This is a genomic window from Mesobacillus foraminis, assembly GCF_004340465.1.
Classification (GTDB): domain Bacteria; phylum Bacillota; class Bacilli; order Bacillales; family Cytobacillaceae; genus Mesobacillus_B; species Mesobacillus_B foraminis.
Genome location: NZ_SLVV01000008.1, coordinates 232882 through 251586, shown reverse-complemented (window position 1 = coordinate 251586; position 18705 = coordinate 232882). Strand labels below are relative to the sequence as shown.

Annotated in this window: 15 protein-coding genes; 1 reads left to right on the top strand and 14 read right to left on the bottom strand. The window is 46.4% G+C overall.

The features are described from left to right. Positions 1 to 115: 115 nt before the first annotated feature. Entirely contained in the window at positions 116 to 1909 is a 1794-nt protein-coding gene (locus EV146_RS16235; RefSeq protein ID WP_132008211.1) for an LTA synthase family protein, read from the top strand. A 24-nt stretch (positions 1910 to 1933) separates the two neighbouring features. Here EV146_RS16235 and EV146_RS16230 read toward each other — a convergent pair whose 3' ends face one another. The 14 genes from EV146_RS16230 to EV146_RS16170 all read right to left on the bottom strand — a co-directional run bounded on the left by EV146_RS16230 (position 1934) and on the right by EV146_RS16170 (position 18697). Next, positions 1934 to 2236 (bottom strand): TIGR04104 family putative zinc finger protein, encoded by a 303-nt coding sequence (locus tag EV146_RS16230; RefSeq protein WP_132008208.1) that lies wholly within the window; start codon positions 2234 to 2236, stop codon positions 1934 to 1936. A gap of 86 nt (positions 2237 to 2322) precedes the next feature. Next, positions 2323 to 2751, bottom strand: a complete 429-nt coding sequence (locus tag EV146_RS16225; protein WP_132008205.1) for a DUF4064 domain-containing protein — start codon at positions 2749 to 2751, stop codon at positions 2323 to 2325. A 43-nt stretch (positions 2752 to 2794) separates the two neighbouring features. Next, the gene (locus tag EV146_RS16220) at positions 2795 to 3739 is read right to left on the bottom strand and encodes an ABC transporter permease (RefSeq protein ID WP_132008202.1); all 945 of its coding nucleotides are present in this window, start codon (positions 3737 to 3739) and stop codon (positions 2795 to 2797) included. Further along, positions 3723 to 4676 carry an ABC transporter ATP-binding protein gene (locus EV146_RS16215; RefSeq protein ID WP_132008199.1) on the bottom strand — a complete coding sequence of 318 codons (954 nt, stop codon included), beginning with the start codon at positions 4674 to 4676 and terminating at the stop codon, positions 3723 to 3725. The genes EV146_RS16220 and EV146_RS16215 overlap by 17 nt, the downstream gene beginning before the upstream one ends. Before the next feature lie 37 nt (positions 4677 to 4713). Then, the gene (locus EV146_RS27080; RefSeq protein WP_158287111.1) at positions 4714 to 4884 is read right to left on the bottom strand and encodes a hypothetical protein; all 171 of its coding nucleotides are present in this window, start codon (positions 4882 to 4884) and stop codon (positions 4714 to 4716) included. Between the two features lie 991 nt (positions 4885 to 5875). After that, positions 5876 to 6163: a hypothetical protein gene (locus tag EV146_RS16210; protein WP_132008196.1), complete on the bottom strand. Its 288-nt coding sequence runs from the start codon at positions 6161 to 6163 to the stop codon at positions 5876 to 5878. A gap of 2 nt (positions 6164 to 6165) precedes the next feature. Then, entirely contained in the window at positions 6166 to 6462 is a 297-nt protein-coding gene (locus tag EV146_RS16205; protein WP_132008193.1) for a DUF2089 family protein, read from the bottom strand. Between the two features lie 148 nt (positions 6463 to 6610). Continuing rightward, positions 6611 to 7039 (bottom strand): 3-hydroxyacyl-ACP dehydratase FabZ, encoded by a 429-nt coding sequence (gene fabZ / locus EV146_RS16200; protein ID WP_132008190.1) that lies wholly within the window; start codon positions 7037 to 7039, stop codon positions 6611 to 6613. Positions 7040 to 7165: 126 nt separating this feature from the next. Next, positions 7166 to 7432, bottom strand: a complete 267-nt coding sequence (locus EV146_RS16195) for a DNA-directed RNA polymerase subunit beta (RefSeq protein ID WP_121610608.1) — start codon at positions 7430 to 7432, stop codon at positions 7166 to 7168. Positions 7433 to 7518: 86 nt separating this feature from the next. After that, positions 7519 to 8364, bottom strand: a complete 846-nt coding sequence (locus EV146_RS16190; RefSeq protein WP_132008187.1) for a flagellar hook-basal body protein — start codon at positions 8362 to 8364, stop codon at positions 7519 to 7521. A gap of 42 nt (positions 8365 to 8406) precedes the next feature. After that, entirely contained in the window at positions 8407 to 9222 is an 816-nt protein-coding gene (locus EV146_RS16185) for a flagellar hook-basal body protein (protein WP_132008184.1), read from the bottom strand. Between the two features lie 220 nt (positions 9223 to 9442). Then, positions 9443 to 10441, bottom strand: a complete 999-nt coding sequence (gene mreB, locus EV146_RS16180) for a rod shape-determining protein (protein WP_121610605.1) — start codon at positions 10439 to 10441, stop codon at positions 9443 to 9445. Between the two features lie 1308 nt (positions 10442 to 11749). Continuing rightward, on the bottom strand, positions 11750 to 12562 hold the full coding sequence (locus EV146_RS16175) for a DUF4352 domain-containing protein (protein WP_132008181.1): 813 nt from the start codon (positions 12560 to 12562) through the stop codon (positions 11750 to 11752). A gap of 153 nt (positions 12563 to 12715) precedes the next feature. After that, positions 12716 to 18697, bottom strand: a complete 5982-nt coding sequence (locus EV146_RS16170) for an Ig-like domain-containing protein (protein ID WP_132008178.1) — start codon at positions 18695 to 18697, stop codon at positions 12716 to 12718. Positions 18698 to 18705: the final 8 nt, after the last annotated feature.

The window sequence follows — 18705 nt, the reverse complement described above, 5'->3', positions numbered from 1 at the left end:
TTGTATCATTTTTATTTAAAAATGAAGTCTTGCCTCGGGCCAAGTTTGGAATACTGAGACTAGAGCGTTCATTAACCTGATTTGAAAGCCGAAAAAAGAAAACCAAAGGTGAACTATGAATTTTATCGCAATTTTTACTTTCCTAGCCTTATCCTTAAAGGCTTTATTTGCACGGACTCTTATGATCGGCGACATTGAGCTGACGGGGTATGCTGCCGAGGTGTCACTGCTCCTGCTGGTCATTTTGGGTTTAAGCCTGTTTCGGGGCAGAGCCAGGACCATCCTGATGTTCGGGTTAAACTTATTGCTTTCCTTTATTTTTTTATCAGCCATCATGTATTTCGACTTTTACAACAGCATCATCACTTACAAGTCACTCGGACAGGCAGGGCAAATTGGCGAGGTTCGGGACGCCGTCACCGCCCTGCTCCACTGGAAGTATCTTCTTTTCTTTGCAGACTTTGTCCTATATCCCTTTTTATCGAGGTCTTCTTTCAAGATCTCGCTCACTAAAACGGCAATGGTTCTTATGCTTGTCCCGGCTGGGGTTTTTATCGGAAACGGGGCCTACAACGCTTCGCAGACCTTCAGTGAAACCAGCCAGTACAACCAGATTGGGCTGCTGGGGTACCAGCTCGTTGCAGGGATTTCCGGCCTGAATGCTGCGCAACTTGCTGAGGACGGCATTACCCCGGAGCTTATTGAGGAGAAAAGACCCTCGGCCTTAAAAGAGACTATTTCCTATACAGGGGCAGCCAAAGACAAACATTTAATCATCCTTCAGCTGGAATCGGTCCAAAGCTTCCTTCTAAACCGGAAGATAAATGGTGTGGAAGTGACCCCGAACCTGAATAAGTTTTTGGCTGAATCCTTTTACTTTCCGCATTTTTATACGCAGGTGGGGAAAGGAAATACATCGGATGCGGAATACATCACGAACACTTCCCTCTATGCTTTGGGTGATGTACCGATGTCTTCTGTGGTCACCGGAAAGCAAATCCGAAGTTTTCCTGCACTCCTTGGGGAAAATGGCTACCATACGGCCACCTTCCATGCCAACGCCGTTTCGTTCTGGAACAGGCAGGATATGTACGCAACCCTGGGTTTTGATGAGTATTATGATAAAAAATATTTTGGGACTCAGGATATGGTTTCCTACGGGACCTCGGACGAAGTTTTTTATCAAAAAAGCCTGGATAAGCTAGTGGAGTTCGATGGCAGGGGCTCAAGGTTTTACGCCAATCTTATAGCGCTTTCCAGCCACTTTCCCTTTGACCTTCCCGAGGAAAAAAAGGCTATGGCGATTGACTTGCCGGAGGAATATAACGGCTCCATTGTCGGCTCCTACATTGAAGCCGTCAGCTATGCCGACTATGCCTTTGGCAAGTTGGTGGAGGGACTGAAAGAGCAGGGGCTTTATGAAAAGACGGTGATTGCAGTTTACGGAGACCACCAGGGGCTGCAGACGAAGAATGAAGCCGACCAGAAGCTGGTTGAAAATCTTTTTGGCAGAGAGTACCATTCTGTTCTCGATCATTTGAATGTTCCACTCGCCATCAGGGTTCCTGGCCTGGAAGGGGGGCAAACCGTGAAAACAACCGGCGGCCTTGTGGACATCTACCCTACCCTGGCCAATCTGCTGGGGCTGGATTTAAAAAAAGAGATCGTCTTCGGAACCGACCTCCTTAACGCCAAACAAAATAGGATTGGCATCCGGTTTTATGCTCCAACCGGAACCTATGTGAACAGCAAGTATGCCTTTGCTCCCGGCGAAACCAAGGGCAGCGGGCAAATCACCAATATAGACAGCCGGAACAGGACAGCTGCGGATGATGCCGCCATCCAGCAGCTGGAAGAGATCATGGAGTTTATGAGTTTATCTGATGAGTATGTGAAGTCGCTGGAGTAGGTTCAGCCCGGGTATGAAGAGCTGCTACCACAGCGGCTCTTCCTTACTGGTCAGTTCAAAGAAAAAAGGCATCACACCTATACAAAGAATGCCAAGGACCATTCCGAGCCCAAGGATTGAACCCGGCGCAAGATCAAACAGACTCGCTGCAGGAATCAGTACCACGGGTATCAAGCCGGCAATCAGAGAGGTCTTTTTTCTCGAGGAACGTGTTTGATATTGCTTCTTTTTGCAGTTCCGGCATCTCATGCCTCTGCGGAAAGTCCAGCTTCTTTTAAGAGTGTCGGACCAGGACCATTTGGCTCCACAATGTTTACAGACAGGCATTTAGCATTTCCCCTTCCTTGACAGGGCACTTTATCTAGTTACGATCATCACCTGCGGAAGGTTTCAATTTATGGCTAAAAGGGGGCCTAATTGCCCCCTCCTGTATAGCCGCTCTCGATCCCGCTTGCTTGAGGAGGCTTTCGGACCACACACATGAGCCCGGCGATCAGATAGAATATTCCGGGGACAAGGCCTATGCCTACAGTGACGACAGATACCAGAATGGCTGTAACAAGGAAAAGGATGCCAGCCGGTTTCGGCTTTTTGTTCCCTTTTACCATGAAGATGGCCACTATTCCCAAAAGGATGGCAAGAATGGAAGCCGTAATAAACATGATGCCGCCGGATTCCATGGAGTTCATGGCCATCTCCATCTCTTCTCCCCCGACGCTTTCCATTTCACTCAGGAACTCTTCATTATTTTGCAGGAAAACCATCAGGCTGCCTAAGCCTGCTAGAAGTCCGTATCCCAGTATTCCTAATATGGCTAAAATAACTTCGCCCGTTCTCTTCATCTATTCCATCTCCCCACGTAGAACGTTACCTATCGTAAAAGTATTAAATGCTGATATCCCTTTTTTGAAAAAAGGCAAAGGTGATGAGCAGAAACACGATGTAGTACACAGCAAGTGTGGCCAGGGATACCGGCAATGTGACATCCTGAAGTATATTTTCCTGCAAGGCATATACAGTCAGATCCAGGTGCGGGAAAATTAGAAACTTCGTCCATGTGTATTTTTCCGTTAACAGGATCATGATGCCGCCAAGTGTGGAGGACAGGAACAAGACGAATATTCCGACGCCAACCGCCAATGCCTGGCTTTTGAACAAGGTGGACAACATGAAGGCGATCGTTAGGACAACGAGCAAACTTGGGATATAATAGAGCACCTTCAACAGGAATTGCGTTCCGACCACTGCTATTTTTTCGCCCTCAAGAGTGATTTCAACGAATCTCGCATTGAAATCGCCGCTTCCGAACAGAAGGGTGCCAACAATATAACCTGATGCAATCAGCACAGCCAGCAGCATCAGGGAGTAGATCAATACGGAAAGATACTTCGACAGCAGGATCACCCATCTTTGATGAGGCCGGATCAGCAGCTGTTTGATTGTCCCATCTGCAAATTCCGAGGAGACACTGGCACTCGCGACAATCACCGCAAACAGCGTAACCAATGTACCCATCCCAATCACAGTTCCATTCATAAAATGCCAGTTGCTTGCTGCGTTGGGATCGATGTTTTCATCAAGGTATTGCTGCTTTTTCTGAATCTCCTGAGCAATCCATTCCTTTTCTTCGTCCGGGGCGGCTTCCAGGTCTTTTTGCAGCTGGGTCACCTCAGCCTGCGTTTTCTCCCGCCAATTCTGGCTTGGTTCTCCGCCAAGTTTTTGCTGAACCATTCCGCCAATGGCAACGGCGATGATTAAAATAAGGATATAAATCCAGTTTGCTTTTTTCCCGAATAGCTTCATCATTTCGTTCTTAACTAGATAAAACACTCGCCTCTTCCTCCTTCCTTCCTTTGCCGGTTAATTCAAGGAACCGGTCTTCAAGAGTGGCTGTTACCAGCTGGATGCCGTATACCTTGATCTGATTCGTGACCAATAGCTGATTTACGGCAGCGATGGTCTCTTTATCGACGGAGACGGTAAATTGCCCATTTCCTGATTTGACCGCTTCAGCCCCCAGCTTATGTTCCATCAGAAGGTGAATCGCCTGGTCCGAATCGCTCACCTCAAACACCACATTTTGTGCTGCCCGATCAGCTTCCTTAAGAGTATCAATTGAAGAAACATGAATCAGTTTCCCATGTTCAATAATGGCAAATCGGTCACACATTAATTGCATTTCTGATAATAAATGCGAGGATACAATCACGGAGATTCCCTCTTTCGTCAAGGAACGGAGGTAATCCCTGAATTCCCGGATCCCCTGCGGATCAAGCCCATTTGTGGGCTCATCCAGGATGAGGATGGATGGGTTATGCAACAGCGCCTGCGCCACTCCCAGCCTTTGCCTCATCCCAAGGGAATAGGTCCTCACCTTTTGATGGACGGCCTTCTCGAGGCCAACGAGCCTGACTACTTCCTCAATGCGTTCCTTCGTAATTTTTTGCCTTGCCATATTTGCGTAATGCAATAAGTTTTTGTACCCGCTCAAATACTTATAGAACTCCGGATTTTCGACAATCGCTCCAATTTCGCTCATGGATTCTTTGAATTCGCCGTCCAGGTTATGTCCATTCACATGGACACTCCCTTCTGTCCGCCCAATCAGGCTGACAATCATTCGGATGATCGTCGTTTTCCCCGCTCCATTTGGGCCCAGCAATCCGAAAATTTCACCTTTTTCCACTTCAAAGCTGACATGGTCAACAATCACTTTATTCTTTATCTTTTTTGTTAAGGACCGAACTTCTAGCGCTTTTCCTGTCATCTCGTCTCCCTCTTTTCGTTAAATCATTACGGCTTTCTTACCTTTCTCCCTGGGCTTCACGCATCTTGCTGAACAGTAAAAGCAGGGAAGGAACAACGATCAGCCTGATAATGAACACTTGAGTATCCCCTTCCCGCAAGTCGGAAAAATACCCCCATACAATCGATATGATCAGTCCGGCAATAATTGGGGGCAGTGCTGATCTCAAGGCACACCCTCCTTTCTATTTATTTCCACCAGGCATCCGGTAACAGCAGTCTGTTATTTGGATACAACTCCCAAATCCCTTCCATTCAATTATATTAAAACATTCTTTAATTTTATTCAAGTTGTTTTAAATAAAATTAAAAATAGTGGTGTTTTAGCCCTATCTAACCTGAGTTCCCCCCATGTTCGGACAGCCCTCAACTTATCAAACCTTTATAGATAAATAGCAAACTACCAGGTAGGATAAAGCCGATGAATCTATATGGCTTTCCTTTTTTTCATTATAGGGATGGAATCCACCCTTTTATAGGACCTTTTTACAAATATTGGTTAACATTCTGTAAAAGTGTAAATCACATGTAAAAGAGAAAAAATACCAGGAATAACAGTTTTACCATATGTTACCACCAACCATGGTATAATTACCTGACAATATTGTCAATAAATTTCCAAATTAAAGGTTGATTTGGTTACCCTCTTGTTGCCAATTAAGTTTAATCTCCACAGAAAACATAGCTGCTTTTTTAAGAATCTTTGACCAATTAGGTGTGTAATTGTAATCTGCGATATTGGCTTGAGACAGCAAAGCAAGGTAGTGGAATGGAACCGAAATGGGATGGCAATTGCGTGGATCATTGACCGAACCAATGATTGTCAGCTAATCCTTGGATGAAATGATTGTTTGCAGATAGAAAAAATCCATGGCTAATTGCGGACCAGAGGAACTAGGATGGCTGCGTTTTTGGAAATGCTGGTCAATAGGTGTGAAAGCTGCGAACTGAAGGTAGAATCTTGAGGGAACAGACCTGTGATAGATCCTTGAAGCGTTGGCAATTGCCTGAAACTGCCGGCATGAGGGCATCGCCGGGTAAGAGGAAAAGTGAGAATCAAAAAAAGTTTTACATGCTGCTGAAGTTAAATACAGGTTGGGATAGAGGAATGACAGGATATATTCCCTATCCCAAGAGTACTTGCTTGAAGGAGAGGGCCGTTTAAAGATCCTTGGCCTTCATTTTATTCAACTCTCTCTTCCTTTGCCGGTACATGGCATCTCTCCCTTTCATCCACGCCGACACAAGCAGCACACTGCCACCAAAAAGGGCCGCGAGTACACTGACTTCCGATTTACCCTCAAAAAACCCGGTGACATATCCATAAACAAACAGCCCAATATAAATCAATGGCAGGATGGCCCCCAACCATGCACTCCCTCTTTTAGAAACAAAGTATTGAATGATTAAAATGATAACAGCGAACGAGAATTGTACGAGATGTTCCATTCTTATTCTCCTTTTTCACTTCTGTATTTATCAATAATCACCTTGGCAACCTCTAAACTTAAGCGTTCGTCGATGACCAGGTTTTTAATCATGTTCACGAACTCCACATCTTCTTCTTTGCTGTACAGCTCAATTTTTTTAATTAAATTGTCCAGCATGGTGCGGACAGTAGGATAAGAAACCTCGTACTCCTTCGCCATATTTTTCAAGGAGCCAGAATTTAGTATGAACTTCCTGATAAACTCCAAGGATTGTTTATCCAGGGACAGCACCCAGGATGGGATTTCATCTCTTTCCAATTTAAACACCCTCCTTTTTTTAATTATATTAAAACACATTTTAATTTTATTCAAGTATTTTTAAATAAAATTAAAAAAGTTTGTAATTCGCTTAACCTAAAAAAACCGAGTGTGATATGATCCACCCGGTTTTGCTTGCTATGTATATTTATCCTTGAACGGCAAACATGATCTCCGCTTCCAGAGAAACTTTTCCGTCAACTTTGGAAACGACCTTTCCTTTTCCAATCCCTCTGCGAATGGATAAAAGCTCGACTTCTGTCACAATGGTGTCTCCCGGACGAACCTGCGCTTTGAATCTTAGCTTGTCAATTCCGGCAAACAGGGCGATTTTCCCTTTATATTCCGGCATGGACAGCAGTGCCACTGCCCCTACCTGCGCCGCATGCTCCAGGCCGATAACACCGGGCATCACGGGATATTCAGGGAAATGTCCGTTGAAGTATTCCTCATTTGCGGTCACATTCTTTACTCCAACCGCACGTTTTCCTGCTTCCAGCTCAAGAATTTTATCAACTAAAAGAAAAGGATAACGATGGGGGATAATTTCTTTAATCTGATCAATATTCAATTCCATTACATCCAAACTCCTCATGAAATATTTATGAAAACCGTTTTTCCTTCCGCCATTATACAATAAGGAGGTTGTTTATTCCAATGGAGGCCATGAAAAAAGGAAGGGACCACTCCCTTCCTCTGTACGTTATTCTCCGTTGACCAGACTCCAGATATGAGTCCAGGTTGACTTTTCAAAGATTTCCTTTGGGTCGCCTCCGCCCATCACGCCATACCCGAAAGCGGCGCCAAGGACAATGCTGAGAGCGAGCAGCACAATGACAATAAGAACTCGAAGCCAGATCGGCACAAGGCGCACCCGAACTTTTTGCTGCTTTTCCTGATGCTCTACTTTCTTTTCTTTTTTTACCTTCTCCCGTGTTGCTGCTTCTTGCTGCTTACTGTTCACTGCCATGCTTTTCTTCCCCTCTTCACGTATTCCGTCCGCAAGCCCTTGCCTATTTATCTATCGGGCAGCGGCTTGATCCCATGCGTGCCCTCTTAACGAATCCCGTTCACAAGCCCCAGCATCTGATCGGCGATGGAGATGGACCGGGAATGGAACTGATAGCCGCGCTGAACGTTCAAAAGGTCGGTCATTTCCTTGCTTACATCTACATTGGATTGCTCAAGCGTATGCTGCTGAATGGCGATCTCGCTGGGCAAAGCTCCATTAAGTCCGGTCACGATATCATTTTCGGTTACACCCAGCGCTGCCAGATTCTCCGGCAAACCATAAAGATTATGGCCTTTTTGCTCCAGGAATTGCGGTTTATCCACCCTGACAACCCCCAGGTTTCGCTGCTGCGAGCTCCCATCTGCCATAATCGCCACAAACTCGCCATTTCCGGCAATTTTAAATTCTTTTGGTGTGCCTGTAAAGGAAATCGGTTCCCCATTTTCATCAAGAACAGAATCCCCGTTCCCGGTGACGACCATGGATTCCCTTTCTGATACAGGCGTTAGGTAAAAGGCACCATCCCTTGTATAGGAGACGGAGCTGCTGCCATCTTCCCCCTGAGCCAGAATGGTATAAAACTGCCCTTCCTTTGTAAAAGCAGTATCAAGCCCCCGGTCGGTCGTTTTCAAAGCACCCTGCGTCAGGACAAGCTGGGACTGGGCAATTTTAGCTCCTGTCCCCTGACGGATGTTATAAGGTGTCAGGCGGTTCGCCTCCAGCTGATCCTGCGGCTGATTGCGGAACTCCTGGACGACCAGGTCACTAAACGTAGTTTCCCGGCTCTTATACCCGTTCGTATTGGCATTAGCGATATTATGACTGATGCTGTCCATTTGCTTTTGCAGCTGGGCCAGCGTGTTGGTTGCAGTTATCATTGTTCGGTTCATGATTTACCTCTTATGATTTCCATTTCTTCTCTATTAATTTAATCATAGTCTGCCAATTTCATTCGCAGCCTTCTGCATGCTCTGATCATATGCCTGCAAAACCTTTTGGTTCGCCTCAAATGCACGGTAGGCGGTCAGCATTTCAGTCATCGTCTGGCTAAGATCTACATTGGACTGTTCCAGGAAGCCTTGCTGAAGCTTGAACTCGGCTCCATTGGTCCCTGCTGCATCAGGAAGCGCCTCGCCGTTTTCCGTGCGGAACAGACCGCTTCCTTCCTTAATCAGCTGATTCGGGTTGCCGGCAAGGCCGATCCCAAGCTGGGCAGTTTCACCATTTTGGCCGGTTACAATTCCCGTTTCGCTGATAGTGAACTGATCACTGGACAGCTGGATTGGATTTCCTTGCCGATCCAGGATGTACTGGCCGCTCGCCGTCGTTAAAAACCCCTGGCCGTCCAGCGTGAAATTTCCGTTGCGTGTATAGCGGACCGTGCCATCAGGGAGTCGGACGGTAAAAAGTACCGAGCCGCTCATTCCTGTTTCCTCATCCGCCGGCATAGCGACATCGACCAGCGCGATATCGGTTTTCTTTCCGGTTTCCCGCATGTCACCCTGGATAAACTTCGGCATTGCCTCCTGCATGTATACGCCAGTATTGATAGCGCCAACCTCTTTTCCCGTACCATTTGGGGCAGTCTGGTCATAGCGCTGCAAAAGCATTTCCGGGAAAGCCCTCATTGCTGCCTGGTCGGCTTTAAAGCCCGGTGTATTGGAATTGGACATATTGTTTGTAAGCATTTCAGTGCGGCGCTGCTGGGCAAGCATCCCGGACGCCACTGTATAAAAACCTCTGAACATCTCTTGTGTTCCACCTCAGAAGGATATGTAGTAAAATAAATACTTTTTTACTCATCTACTATTTTACAAAAATTTTCAACAAGAAACATTAACAAATTGTAGAAATTTGATGGTTTTTGCGTTTTAAAGAGCCTTTTTCGGGTAAAAAAAGAAAAAATCCTGGCTTCAGCGGCGATGTTTGCCGATTGACCCGGATTTTTTTCTTTTAAGTGGTGTTATTTTATATTTTTATTCTTGCAATCCTGTCAAGATTGTCAAGCATGATTCCTGTTCCAACGGCCACACACTCCATTGGATTGTCCGCTACCAGCACAGGAACCTTCAGTTCTTCTGCCAGAAGGGTGTCCATGCCGTGAAGCAGGGCGCCGCCGCCGGTTAAAATCACTCCTCGGTCAATGATGTCCGCAGACAGTTCAGGCGGTGTTCTTTCCAGGACCGTCTTCGCTGCCTGGACGATGACCGCTACAGATTCTCTTAGAGACTGCTCGATTTCCTCAGAACGGACAGAAATCGTTCTTGGCAAACCGGATACCATATCCCGGCCGCGGATTTCCATTTCCTCGCTGCGAAGGCCAGGGAACACGGTTCCGATGGTCACCTTGATATTCTCGGCTGTGCGCTCACCAATCAGAAGCTTATATTCCCGTTTGATATAATTCAGGATTTCAGCATCAAACTTGTCACCGGCCATTTTTAAAGAAGTGGAAGTCACGATATCCCCCATAGAAAGGACAGCAACATCCGTTGTTCCGCCGCCGATATCAACGACCATGTTTCCGCTCGGCTGGAAGATGTCCATGCCAGCACCGATTGCAGCAACCTTAGGCTCTTCCTCCAGATAGATCTTCTTGCCTCCGCTCTTTTCCGCAGCTTCCCTGATTGCTTTTTGCTCGACGCTCGTAATGTTTGTCGGGCAGCAAATCAGGATGCGCGGCTTGGACAGGAAGCCTTTGACATTCAATTTGTTAATAAAATGCTTCAGCATTGCTTCCGTTACATCAAAATCAGCAATAACTCCATCTTTCAATGGACGGATTGCGACGATATTCCCAGGTGTACGGCCCACCATCTGGCGCGCCTCTTCTCCAACGGCCAAAACCCGGCCCGTATTCTTATCAAGCGCCACAACAGACGGCTCATTCAACACAATCCCACGGCCCTTGACGTGGATCAACACGTTAGCCGTACCAAGGTCAATTCCAATATCCCTTGCTAACATTTTTTTATCCTCCTTGACAATGGCTGGCTGCGGCTGGTTTAACCCCTACATCTACCAACATAGACAAGGAGTTCTCAAACTATACAGACGCTACCGCGTATAACGCAAAACCATATTCTACACTAATTGTTTATTTTACCACAGCGATAGGAAAATAGTAACTATTTACCTGCTGGATTTGCTAGTTTTTGAAGAAAAATGGGAATTCGTGATGAAAAAGAAGCATGGAGGCCGGTTTGAGGCGGGAGCTGGGGCCGGCGGCGGGATAGTTTCTTTATTTTAGTCCCTTTTTTCGGGGAGGGAAATGAGTTATGCATCGATTATTTCGACTTATGTTTCGTTCCCGGGAAGTTATGCATGTATTATTTTGGTTTATGCTATGATTCTTGGCTTTTATTGAAAAACCGGTGTCAGATGTGACAGTGACCTTTTTTAAGCTGGTTTCAGATTAGGAAAGGCGTATTCCTGTTCCGGTTTGAGGACAAGTGGGCAATTTAGGGGTGGGTGACAAGCTTTAACTAGATTTACGATGTTTTCGTCTCCTAGTTTTATAGGGGAAACACTAGTTATGCATCAAAAAATTTAGGTTATGCATCGTTCCCCGGAAGTTATGAATCGATTATTTCGGTTTATGCTTTGATTCTTGGCTTTTATTGAAAAACCGGTGTCAGAGGTGTGACAGTGACCTTTTTTAAGCTGGTTTCAGATTAGGATCGGCGTATTCTTGTTCTGATTTGAGGACAAGTGGGCACTTTTGGGGTGAGAGACCAGCTTTAAATAGGTTTTACATTGCTTCGCCTCCTAGTTTTATAGAGGGAACACTAGTTATGCATCAAAAAATTTAGGTTATGCATCGTTCCCGGGAAGTTATGCATCGATTATTTCGGTTTATGCATCGATTATCGGCTTTTATTGAAAAACCGGTGTCAGATGTGTGACAGTGACCTTTTTTAAGCTGGTTTCAGATTAGGATCGGCGTATTCCTGTTCTGGTTTGAGGACAAGTGGGCAATTTTGGGGTGGGTGCCCAGTTTTAACTAGGTTTACGGTTTTTTTCGTCTCCTAGTTTTATAGAGGGAATACTAGTTATGCATCAAAAAATTAAGTTTATGCATCGTTCCCGGGAAGTTATGCATGTATTATTTCGGTTTATGCATCGATTATCGGCTTTTATTGAAAAACCGGTGTCAGAGGTGTGACAGTGACCATTTTTCAGGGGTTATCACAACCAGCGTATTTCTGTTCTCTAGGACAGATACCTGTAAAAAGCCCTCCCCTGCCGCACAGGAAAAGGAAGGCCAACACCACATCAATATTCGACATCGAATACAAACGGTTCAAATTCTAGCTCATAGTTATCGGAGGAGCCTTCAAAGAGGATTTTTACATTCCCTTTTTCGGGCAGTTCCGGGAAGGCAATGATTCCTTCGCTCTGGACGCCGGGCAGGATATCGGAAGGAATTTCCGGATAGGCTGCCTCGTAATTGTCCTGTGTTTCCAGCTGTTTGCTTCCAGCTACAGCCTTCGCATCAAAAGAGAAGAAAGAGATGTTTTCTTTCGTCTTGTTGGTGACGGTCACGTATACTCGGCTTTCCGTATCGGCCAGCTCTATTTTATTGAGCTTGATGATGTAGCCGTGCTGGTCCACTTCTTTACTGACTTCAATGGTTTTTTTAGGTGGAGAGAAGGCGGTGACATAGTCGGATTGCTGGATGGATTCCGCCCGGATCATCGGGGCCGTTACAGTCCCGCCAAGTGCATTTTCCCCTTCAAATACATCTTCCACTGTTCCTTTGACCAGGATAATGTCGTCCACCTTGACGTCAAAATCAGGATCTTCATATCCAATGATGGTGTTTCGTTCGTCATTATTATTGGCATACACCTGAAGATAAGTGCCCTCTTCATCTTTTTCCGGCTCCACAAATACCTTGGCGTAAAACTCCACCTTTGATCCTTTGTATTTTTCAGGATCGGTATACATCTGTTCAAATTCTTTACGATCCAGCAATTTTACTTCTTCCTGCTTCTCTTCCTTCACCGCGGTGGATGTTTCTGTGCCTCCGCATGCGGCCAGGCTCAACATTAGTAAACTGGCAAGCAATGAATACATCAGCTTCATGTAAAATTCCCCCTCCTATTTAACTAGGTCTATTTTACTATACAATAGAGTGAACTTGCTGTACTCTCCCTAATTGTCGCTAATTGTTCAAACTTCACTCCAACATAAAAAGAGGCCTTAAAGGGATGCCCCTTTAAAACCTCTTCCTTCTTTCTATTCTTCTGGCTGTTCTTCTTTCCTGCTTCGCGCAGCCATGAATCCTGCAGCTGTCACGATACCCAGAAGTCCTGCAATTGTTCCGGCAAACAATGGCTTGTTTTCGTAAAGCTTGACGAGTGCTCCTTTTTCGACAATCTCGAATGGAAGGACCTTCTCTGTTTCATTGCCTGCTTCATCATACGCTGTTACCTTGATTTCATATTTATTAATATCACTCAGTGTGGTTTTGATGACTTTTTGGCCATTCTCCTCCACGACTTCCCCGTCAAATAGCTCTCCATTGATGGAGACATCCTTAATCGTATCCTGCGGATTGTCGAGGGTGATGGAAATATTGACTGGGTCGCGGTATTTAGCCGCTTTCTTGACACCTTCAAAAATCACCTTTGGCGCGCTTTTATCAATAATGAATTCAACACTCATCTGCTTGATATTGCCCGCCTTGTCCTTGACTTCAAAGAACAGCACATGCTTGCCTTCTTCCTTAATCGGATCGCCCAGCTCATAGGATTTTCCGTCGAGCATCATGGCGATGATGTCATAGGCATTCAGGTCCTCAATCAAAAGCTCTGGAATCAGGTCTTCGTTGAAGTACTTATTGGAAATCGGCTCTTTGAACTTGATGACAGGCGATGTTTTATCGATCGTAAATACAATTGTTCTTGTAGACACATTGCCGGCCAGGTCGGTTATGAGCGCTTTAAGCACATAATCCTGCTCCTTTTCAAGCCTTGTTCCATTGACATATGGCTGCCCATTCAAGGTGACGGAGGTCTTTCCGCTGTCCAGATGAATATCGGAATACGTCACGCGCGGTGCGATATTATCCTTGAAATATCCATCCAGCACGCCAGTTACATTCAGCTGCGGCTTGGTTGTATCCAAAGTAAATGAAATTTCAAGAGTCGCTTCGTTTCCTGCTTTATCGCGGGCCAGCACCTTATAGGAATACTTCATTTCCTTGGAGGCCATCGGGATTTTGGTTCCCATGTTCTTGCCGTTCAGCGATACAGAAACGATGCTGTCTTCACTCTGATCAAGGGCAAAAACTGGTGTGAACACCTTATTGATGTAGGCACCGTCTTTTATGGTCTCGCCATTCATTTTCGGCGTGATGACCGGCTTGGTTTTATCAATCGTGAACGTAATTTCCCTGCTGAAAGAGTTGCCCGCCTTATCGGTCGCATCAACCGTTACATGGTATTCGCCTTCCTGGCCGAAGCTGTGGCTCAGCGATGCCGTGTTCCCGCTGACCGCAAAACCGCCTGGGCTGTAGCTCATTCCGTTACGGGTCACCTTGATTCTGTTGATATCCAGATTGACATCTGTAATCGAAACAGACACTGGCTTTGTTACATTATAATACGCATTATTTTCCACACCGGAAATTTCAATTGCCGGCTTTACCGTATCGATGGTAAAAGTGGTTTTCCTGGAAGCAGGCCCGTTTCCGGCCTTGTCCTCAGCACTGATATTGAGTGTATATAGGCCGTCGCGGCTGAAGTTGTATCCCAGCTTCGACACCTTGCCTGTGTTCTCCCAGGCACCGATGCTGAACGGACTTCCATCCTTTGTAGCCGTAACCGAAACATTGTTTGTCTTATAGTTCAGCTCATCCACCGACAGGGTGACGTACTTGCTTTCCGGATTGAAGGAACCGTCCTCCACTCCATCAATCTTCACGACCGGAGTCGTTTTGTCGATAATAAAATCAATTTGATCATGAGTCGTGGAATTGCCCGCTTTATCGGTCGCTTTAAACGAAATCACATAACGGCCTTCTTCGCTAAAAGTAAAGCTCTTTGCCGCTGTAATGGCGTTCGCAAGGGTCGGTCTTCCAATGTTATAGGCCTTGCCGTCTCTGGTCACACTTATTTTCGTGCTAGCCATATCGATGTTGCGGTCAGTTGCCTTCATCGTCACTGTCTTTGAGACAGGATAATCCTCGCCAGATTCAACGCCGGTGATGCTCAGGCCAGGAGCAACCTGGTCAATCGTAAAGTGGGCGGTTTTCGTTTCTGCCTTGTTTCCGGCAGCATCGGTCGCCTTGACGACGATCTCATATTCGCCATCCTGGCCAAAATGATGGCTCAGGCTGGAAACCTCACCGGCATTGTTCCACTCGCCGATGGAGTAGACTGCTTTTTTGCCGTTCACTTCGATTTGTCGAGTGACAGAGATGCTGACATCATTGTTTTTAAAATTGTGCTCTTTGATTTGGATGCTGACATTCTTGCCGTTTTTATAATAGGCATCCTTGGCGACGCCGGAAATATCGATCGCCGGCTTCACATTGTCCACCGTGAAACTGAGTGTTTTCGCCTCTGCAGCGTTCCCCGCCTTGTCCTCGGCGCTCACCGTGATTTCATAATCGCCATCGGAGTTGAAAACATGAGACAGCTTCGAGGATTCTCCGGTGTTTTCCCAGTTCCCCAAATCGTATTCTTCATGATTGCGGGTCGCCTTAATCTTCACCTTGTTATAGGCAAAATTATGCTCGTCGACCTTAATGGTCACGGTCTTGCCTTTTTGAACGAAGGCTCCCTGTGCAATTCCGCCGAGACTGATCTTTGGAGCTGTATGATCAATGGTGAAAGCCTTAGATACATGATCAGCACTATTTTTCGCCGCGTCAGTGGAGCTGAACTGAATCACGTAATCTCCTTCTTTTTCAAAGGAAAGCTTCACTTCGGCTGTCCGGATATTGTCATCCGATTTTGTGACCTTCCAGTCAAGCTTGCCAAGGTCATAAGGCTTGCCGTCCCTGGTTACCGCAACGACGGTTTCCTTGAGGTCCAGCGTAAGGTCCTCCGCAGTAAGCACGATTCCCTCTTTTGACTTGGCATGTTCCTCATCGTCGACTCCGGTAATCTTTAGCTTTGGTTTCGTTTGGTCAATCGTAAATGACATCGGTTCAAGCACGCGTTTATTTCCCGGGCCATCAGTGGACTCCAGGTAGAGCACGTACTCGCCATCCTGATCAATCAGGTGGGATGCTACGGCCTCTTTACCACTCGCCTTAAGGAATTCTTCCCCATTACGGGTGATATACAGCCTGGTGCTTTCAATCGCCGGATGAAGATCCGTCACCGAAATTTCAATCGTTCTTGCTTCCTTGTATAGCCCGTTGTTCTCGACATTCTTCACTTCTAAAGCCGGGGCCGTCTGGTCGATATCAAAGGCCACTTTAAGTGTTTGAGCTGCATTTTCCTTTGAATCCGCCGAACTGAAAGAGATTTCGTAGCTGCCTTCCTGATCAAAGGAAAGCTCGGCCGCCGCCTTCTTCAGGCCAGCGTCGGTTTTGGATCGATCCCATTTCAGCTTTCCCGGATCAAACTCTTTTCCATCCCGCGTCACCTTGACTGCCGTCCTCTTCATATCAAGCGTCAGGTCTTCCACTGTCAGGATGACATGTTCCTTCTTCTGGGCAGCTTCTCCATTTTGAACCCCTGTGATGCTCAGTTTTGGAGCCGTCTGGTCGATGGTAAAAGCAACCGGTGGGTGCTGTGCTTTGTTTCCTGGCTGATCCGTCGATTCGAGGTAGATCACATACTCGCCATCCTCCTCGAACAGGTGGGATTTCACAGCCTCTTTTCCGTTTGCCTTCAGGTATTCTTTTCCATTGCGTGTTACATACAGTTTCGTATTTTCAATCACGTTATGCAGGTCTTTTACAGAGATTTCGACCTTCTTTGACTCCTTGTACAGCCCATTGTTATCGACGTTTTTGATTTCGAGCGCTGGAGGCGTATGGTCAATGGTAAAAGCGACCTTTACACTTTCAGCAACATTCTCCTTGGCGTCCGCCGAGCTAAAGGTAATTTCGTAGGTTCCTTCCTGTTCAAAAGACAGCTGTGCTGCTGCTTTCTTCAGACCGGAACTCGTCCTGGTTGTCTCCCACTTCAGTTTGCCGAGTTCATACTCCTTGCCGTCCCTGGTCACTTCAACGGCTGTCCGTTTTAAATCCAGCGTTAAATCTTCCACAGCGAGAATGACATTGTCCTTCTTCTGGGCAATCTCTTTATTTTCAACGCCGGTAATGCTTAGGCCAGGCTTTGTTTTATCAAGGGTAAAAGCAACTTCTTTTGTTGCCTTGTTCCCCGCTTTATCGGTAGATTCAAGATAGATGACGTACTCGCCGTCCTGATTGAATTTATGCTTCTGAACCGCGTCTTTTCCTGATGCAGCCAGATACTTTGCTCCGTTCCTGGTCACGTAAAGCTTCGTATTCTCCAGCACGAAGTTTTTATCTGCCGCGGTAATGCCAATAGTAAGATCACTGTTGTAAATCTGGCTGTTCTCGACGTTATCGATGCCGAGCGCCGGTTTCGTCTGGTCGATCGTGAACGTCACTGGTTCCAGCCCGGACTCGCGGCCAAAGGCATCCGCCGTGCTTAACTGGAGCTCGTATACGCCATCCTCCTTGAAAGTTAGGATCTTCTGATAATGGAAGAAACTTAGATCCAGCTCTTCATTGAGGTACTCTTTTCCATCCTTTGTCACTTTGAGAACAGGCTTTTCAACTAGTGTAAAATCTTGGACGGAAACCTTTAAGGTTTTATTTTCATTAAAATACTTGCCATCCACATCTTCGGAAAGTTTTACTTCCGGCTTATCGCCATCAATGGTAAAAGAGATGGCTTTCTGCGTCTGGTTTCCGGCTTTATCGGCAGCCTGGATCGAGATCTCATACAACCCGTCCCGCTCCGCCCTCAAGGTTGCTTTTCCTTCACGGTTCAGCTGATAGGTCTGAGGTGTCTCTTTTCCGTTATATCCAGTTCTTGTCACCGTCACTTCTCCGCCGGAAAAATGCGGGTCCTGCACGGCAATTTCAACACTTTTGGCTGATTCATATTTTTCTTTGTCCTTCACACCTGCTACGCTAACCTCAGGGCCGGTATGATCCACCGTAAAAGCATAGGCCGGAAGCTGGTGCGTTTTTCCCTGTGCATGTTTTTCTGCAACATAGACGGTTAGCTTGAAATTCCCTTCTGTAACAGGATAGCTCAGGCTCGCTGATTTGCCATCAACCGCCAATTCCTGCTTCGTAGGTGCCCCGCCGTTCTTCGTGATTTCCACATACGCAGAGCCAATGGAAATGCCACTCTCTACGGCAATGCCTATTTTCTTCGTTTTAGTGATTTCATCCAGAGGTTTATTCCCCTCAAGGTCGCTGATACTTAAAACAGGGCCTTTGGTGCGGATCGCAAAGCTGATGGTTTTCGTCCCGGACGCATTGCCCAGCTCATCCACAGCTGAAACCGAAAGCTTGTATTCCCCGTCTTTATTAAAGTAATACGTTTTTTCGGTTGTTTCCCCTCTGTTCTGCCAGTCCAGCTGGCCGGCACTCTTTCCATCCTTCGTGACGGAAACATCCACCTGGCTGGTTTGGAAATGCGTCTCGGCCACTTTGACCTTGATGCCGACATCCCTGGTGGAAAGGGCGCCATTTTCAATTCCTGAAAGCTCCACTGCTGGTGCCGTTGTGTCCCTGGTAATGCTAAAGCTTCCGGATGATGGGCGGGCGTCCCAGCCATTATTTCCATCAATGCTAATATGTATATCCAGTCGTCCTTCCTTATTAAAAGGAATGGTCACCTGGTACTGGCCCTTAAAGCCAGCCTCACCGCCCACTTTCACAGGCTCAGGTACAGAGATTCCATTTCCCTGGTAGGCTGCCTTAATGGTAAAAGGCCGATCCACCGGTTCAGCGGGAGGCTCCTTAAACTTGTTTTCATAATCATCCTGCAAGTCAACAACAAAGGTAACGGAATTCCCATTGGTCTTCCATCCTTTGTTGAAGCGGTCGCTCATGTCCCAGGTATCGCCATTGAACGTAACCTTCCTGTCAACGCCGAACCAGTTGGACAACGCCTTGGTATCAAATACAAGGATCGAAGCGAGCAGCACGATTACAGCGGATGCCAATACAATCCATTTGTTCTTTTTATAGATTCCCAGTATTGTCCCTATCATTTCCTTCT

Excerpts from the sequence above, each read along its gene's own strand:
- mreB (WP_121610605.1), bottom strand. The coding sequence starts at position 10,441 with ATGTTAGCAAGGGATATTGGAATTGACCTTGGTACGGCTAACGTGTTG.
- EV146_RS16215 (WP_132008199.1), bottom strand. The coding sequence starts at position 4,676 with ATGACAGGAAAAGCGCTAGAAGTTCGGTCCTTAACAAAAAAGATAAAG.
- EV146_RS16230 (WP_132008208.1), bottom strand. The coding sequence starts at position 2,236 with ATGCCTGTCTGTAAACATTGTGGAGCCAAATGGTCCTGGTCCGACACT.
- EV146_RS16170 (WP_132008178.1), bottom strand. The coding sequence starts at position 18,697 with ATGATAGGGACAATACTGGGAATCTATAAAAAGAACAAATGGATTGTA.
- EV146_RS16225 (WP_132008205.1), bottom strand. The coding sequence starts at position 2,751 with ATGAAGAGAACGGGCGAAGTTATTTTAGCCATATTAGGAATACTGGGA.
- EV146_RS16195 (WP_121610608.1), bottom strand. The coding sequence starts at position 7,432 with ATGGCAGTGAACAGTAAGCAGCAAGAAGCAGCAACACGGGAGAAGGTA.
- EV146_RS16235 (WP_132008211.1), top strand. The coding sequence starts at position 116 with ATGAATTTTATCGCAATTTTTACTTTCCTAGCCTTATCCTTAAAGGCT.
- EV146_RS16175 (WP_132008181.1), bottom strand. The coding sequence starts at position 12,562 with ATGAAGCTGATGTATTCATTGCTTGCCAGTTTACTAATGTTGAGCCTG.
- EV146_RS16210 (WP_132008196.1), bottom strand. The coding sequence starts at position 6,163 with ATGGAACATCTCGTACAATTCTCGTTCGCTGTTATCATTTTAATCATT.
- EV146_RS16190 (WP_132008187.1), bottom strand. The coding sequence starts at position 8,364 with ATGAACCGAACAATGATAACTGCAACCAACACGCTGGCCCAGCTGCAA.
- fabZ (WP_132008190.1), bottom strand. The coding sequence starts at position 7,039 with ATGGAATTGAATATTGATCAGATTAAAGAAATTATCCCCCATCGTTAT.
- EV146_RS16185 (WP_132008184.1), bottom strand. The coding sequence starts at position 9,222 with ATGTTCAGAGGTTTTTATACAGTGGCGTCCGGGATGCTTGCCCAGCAG.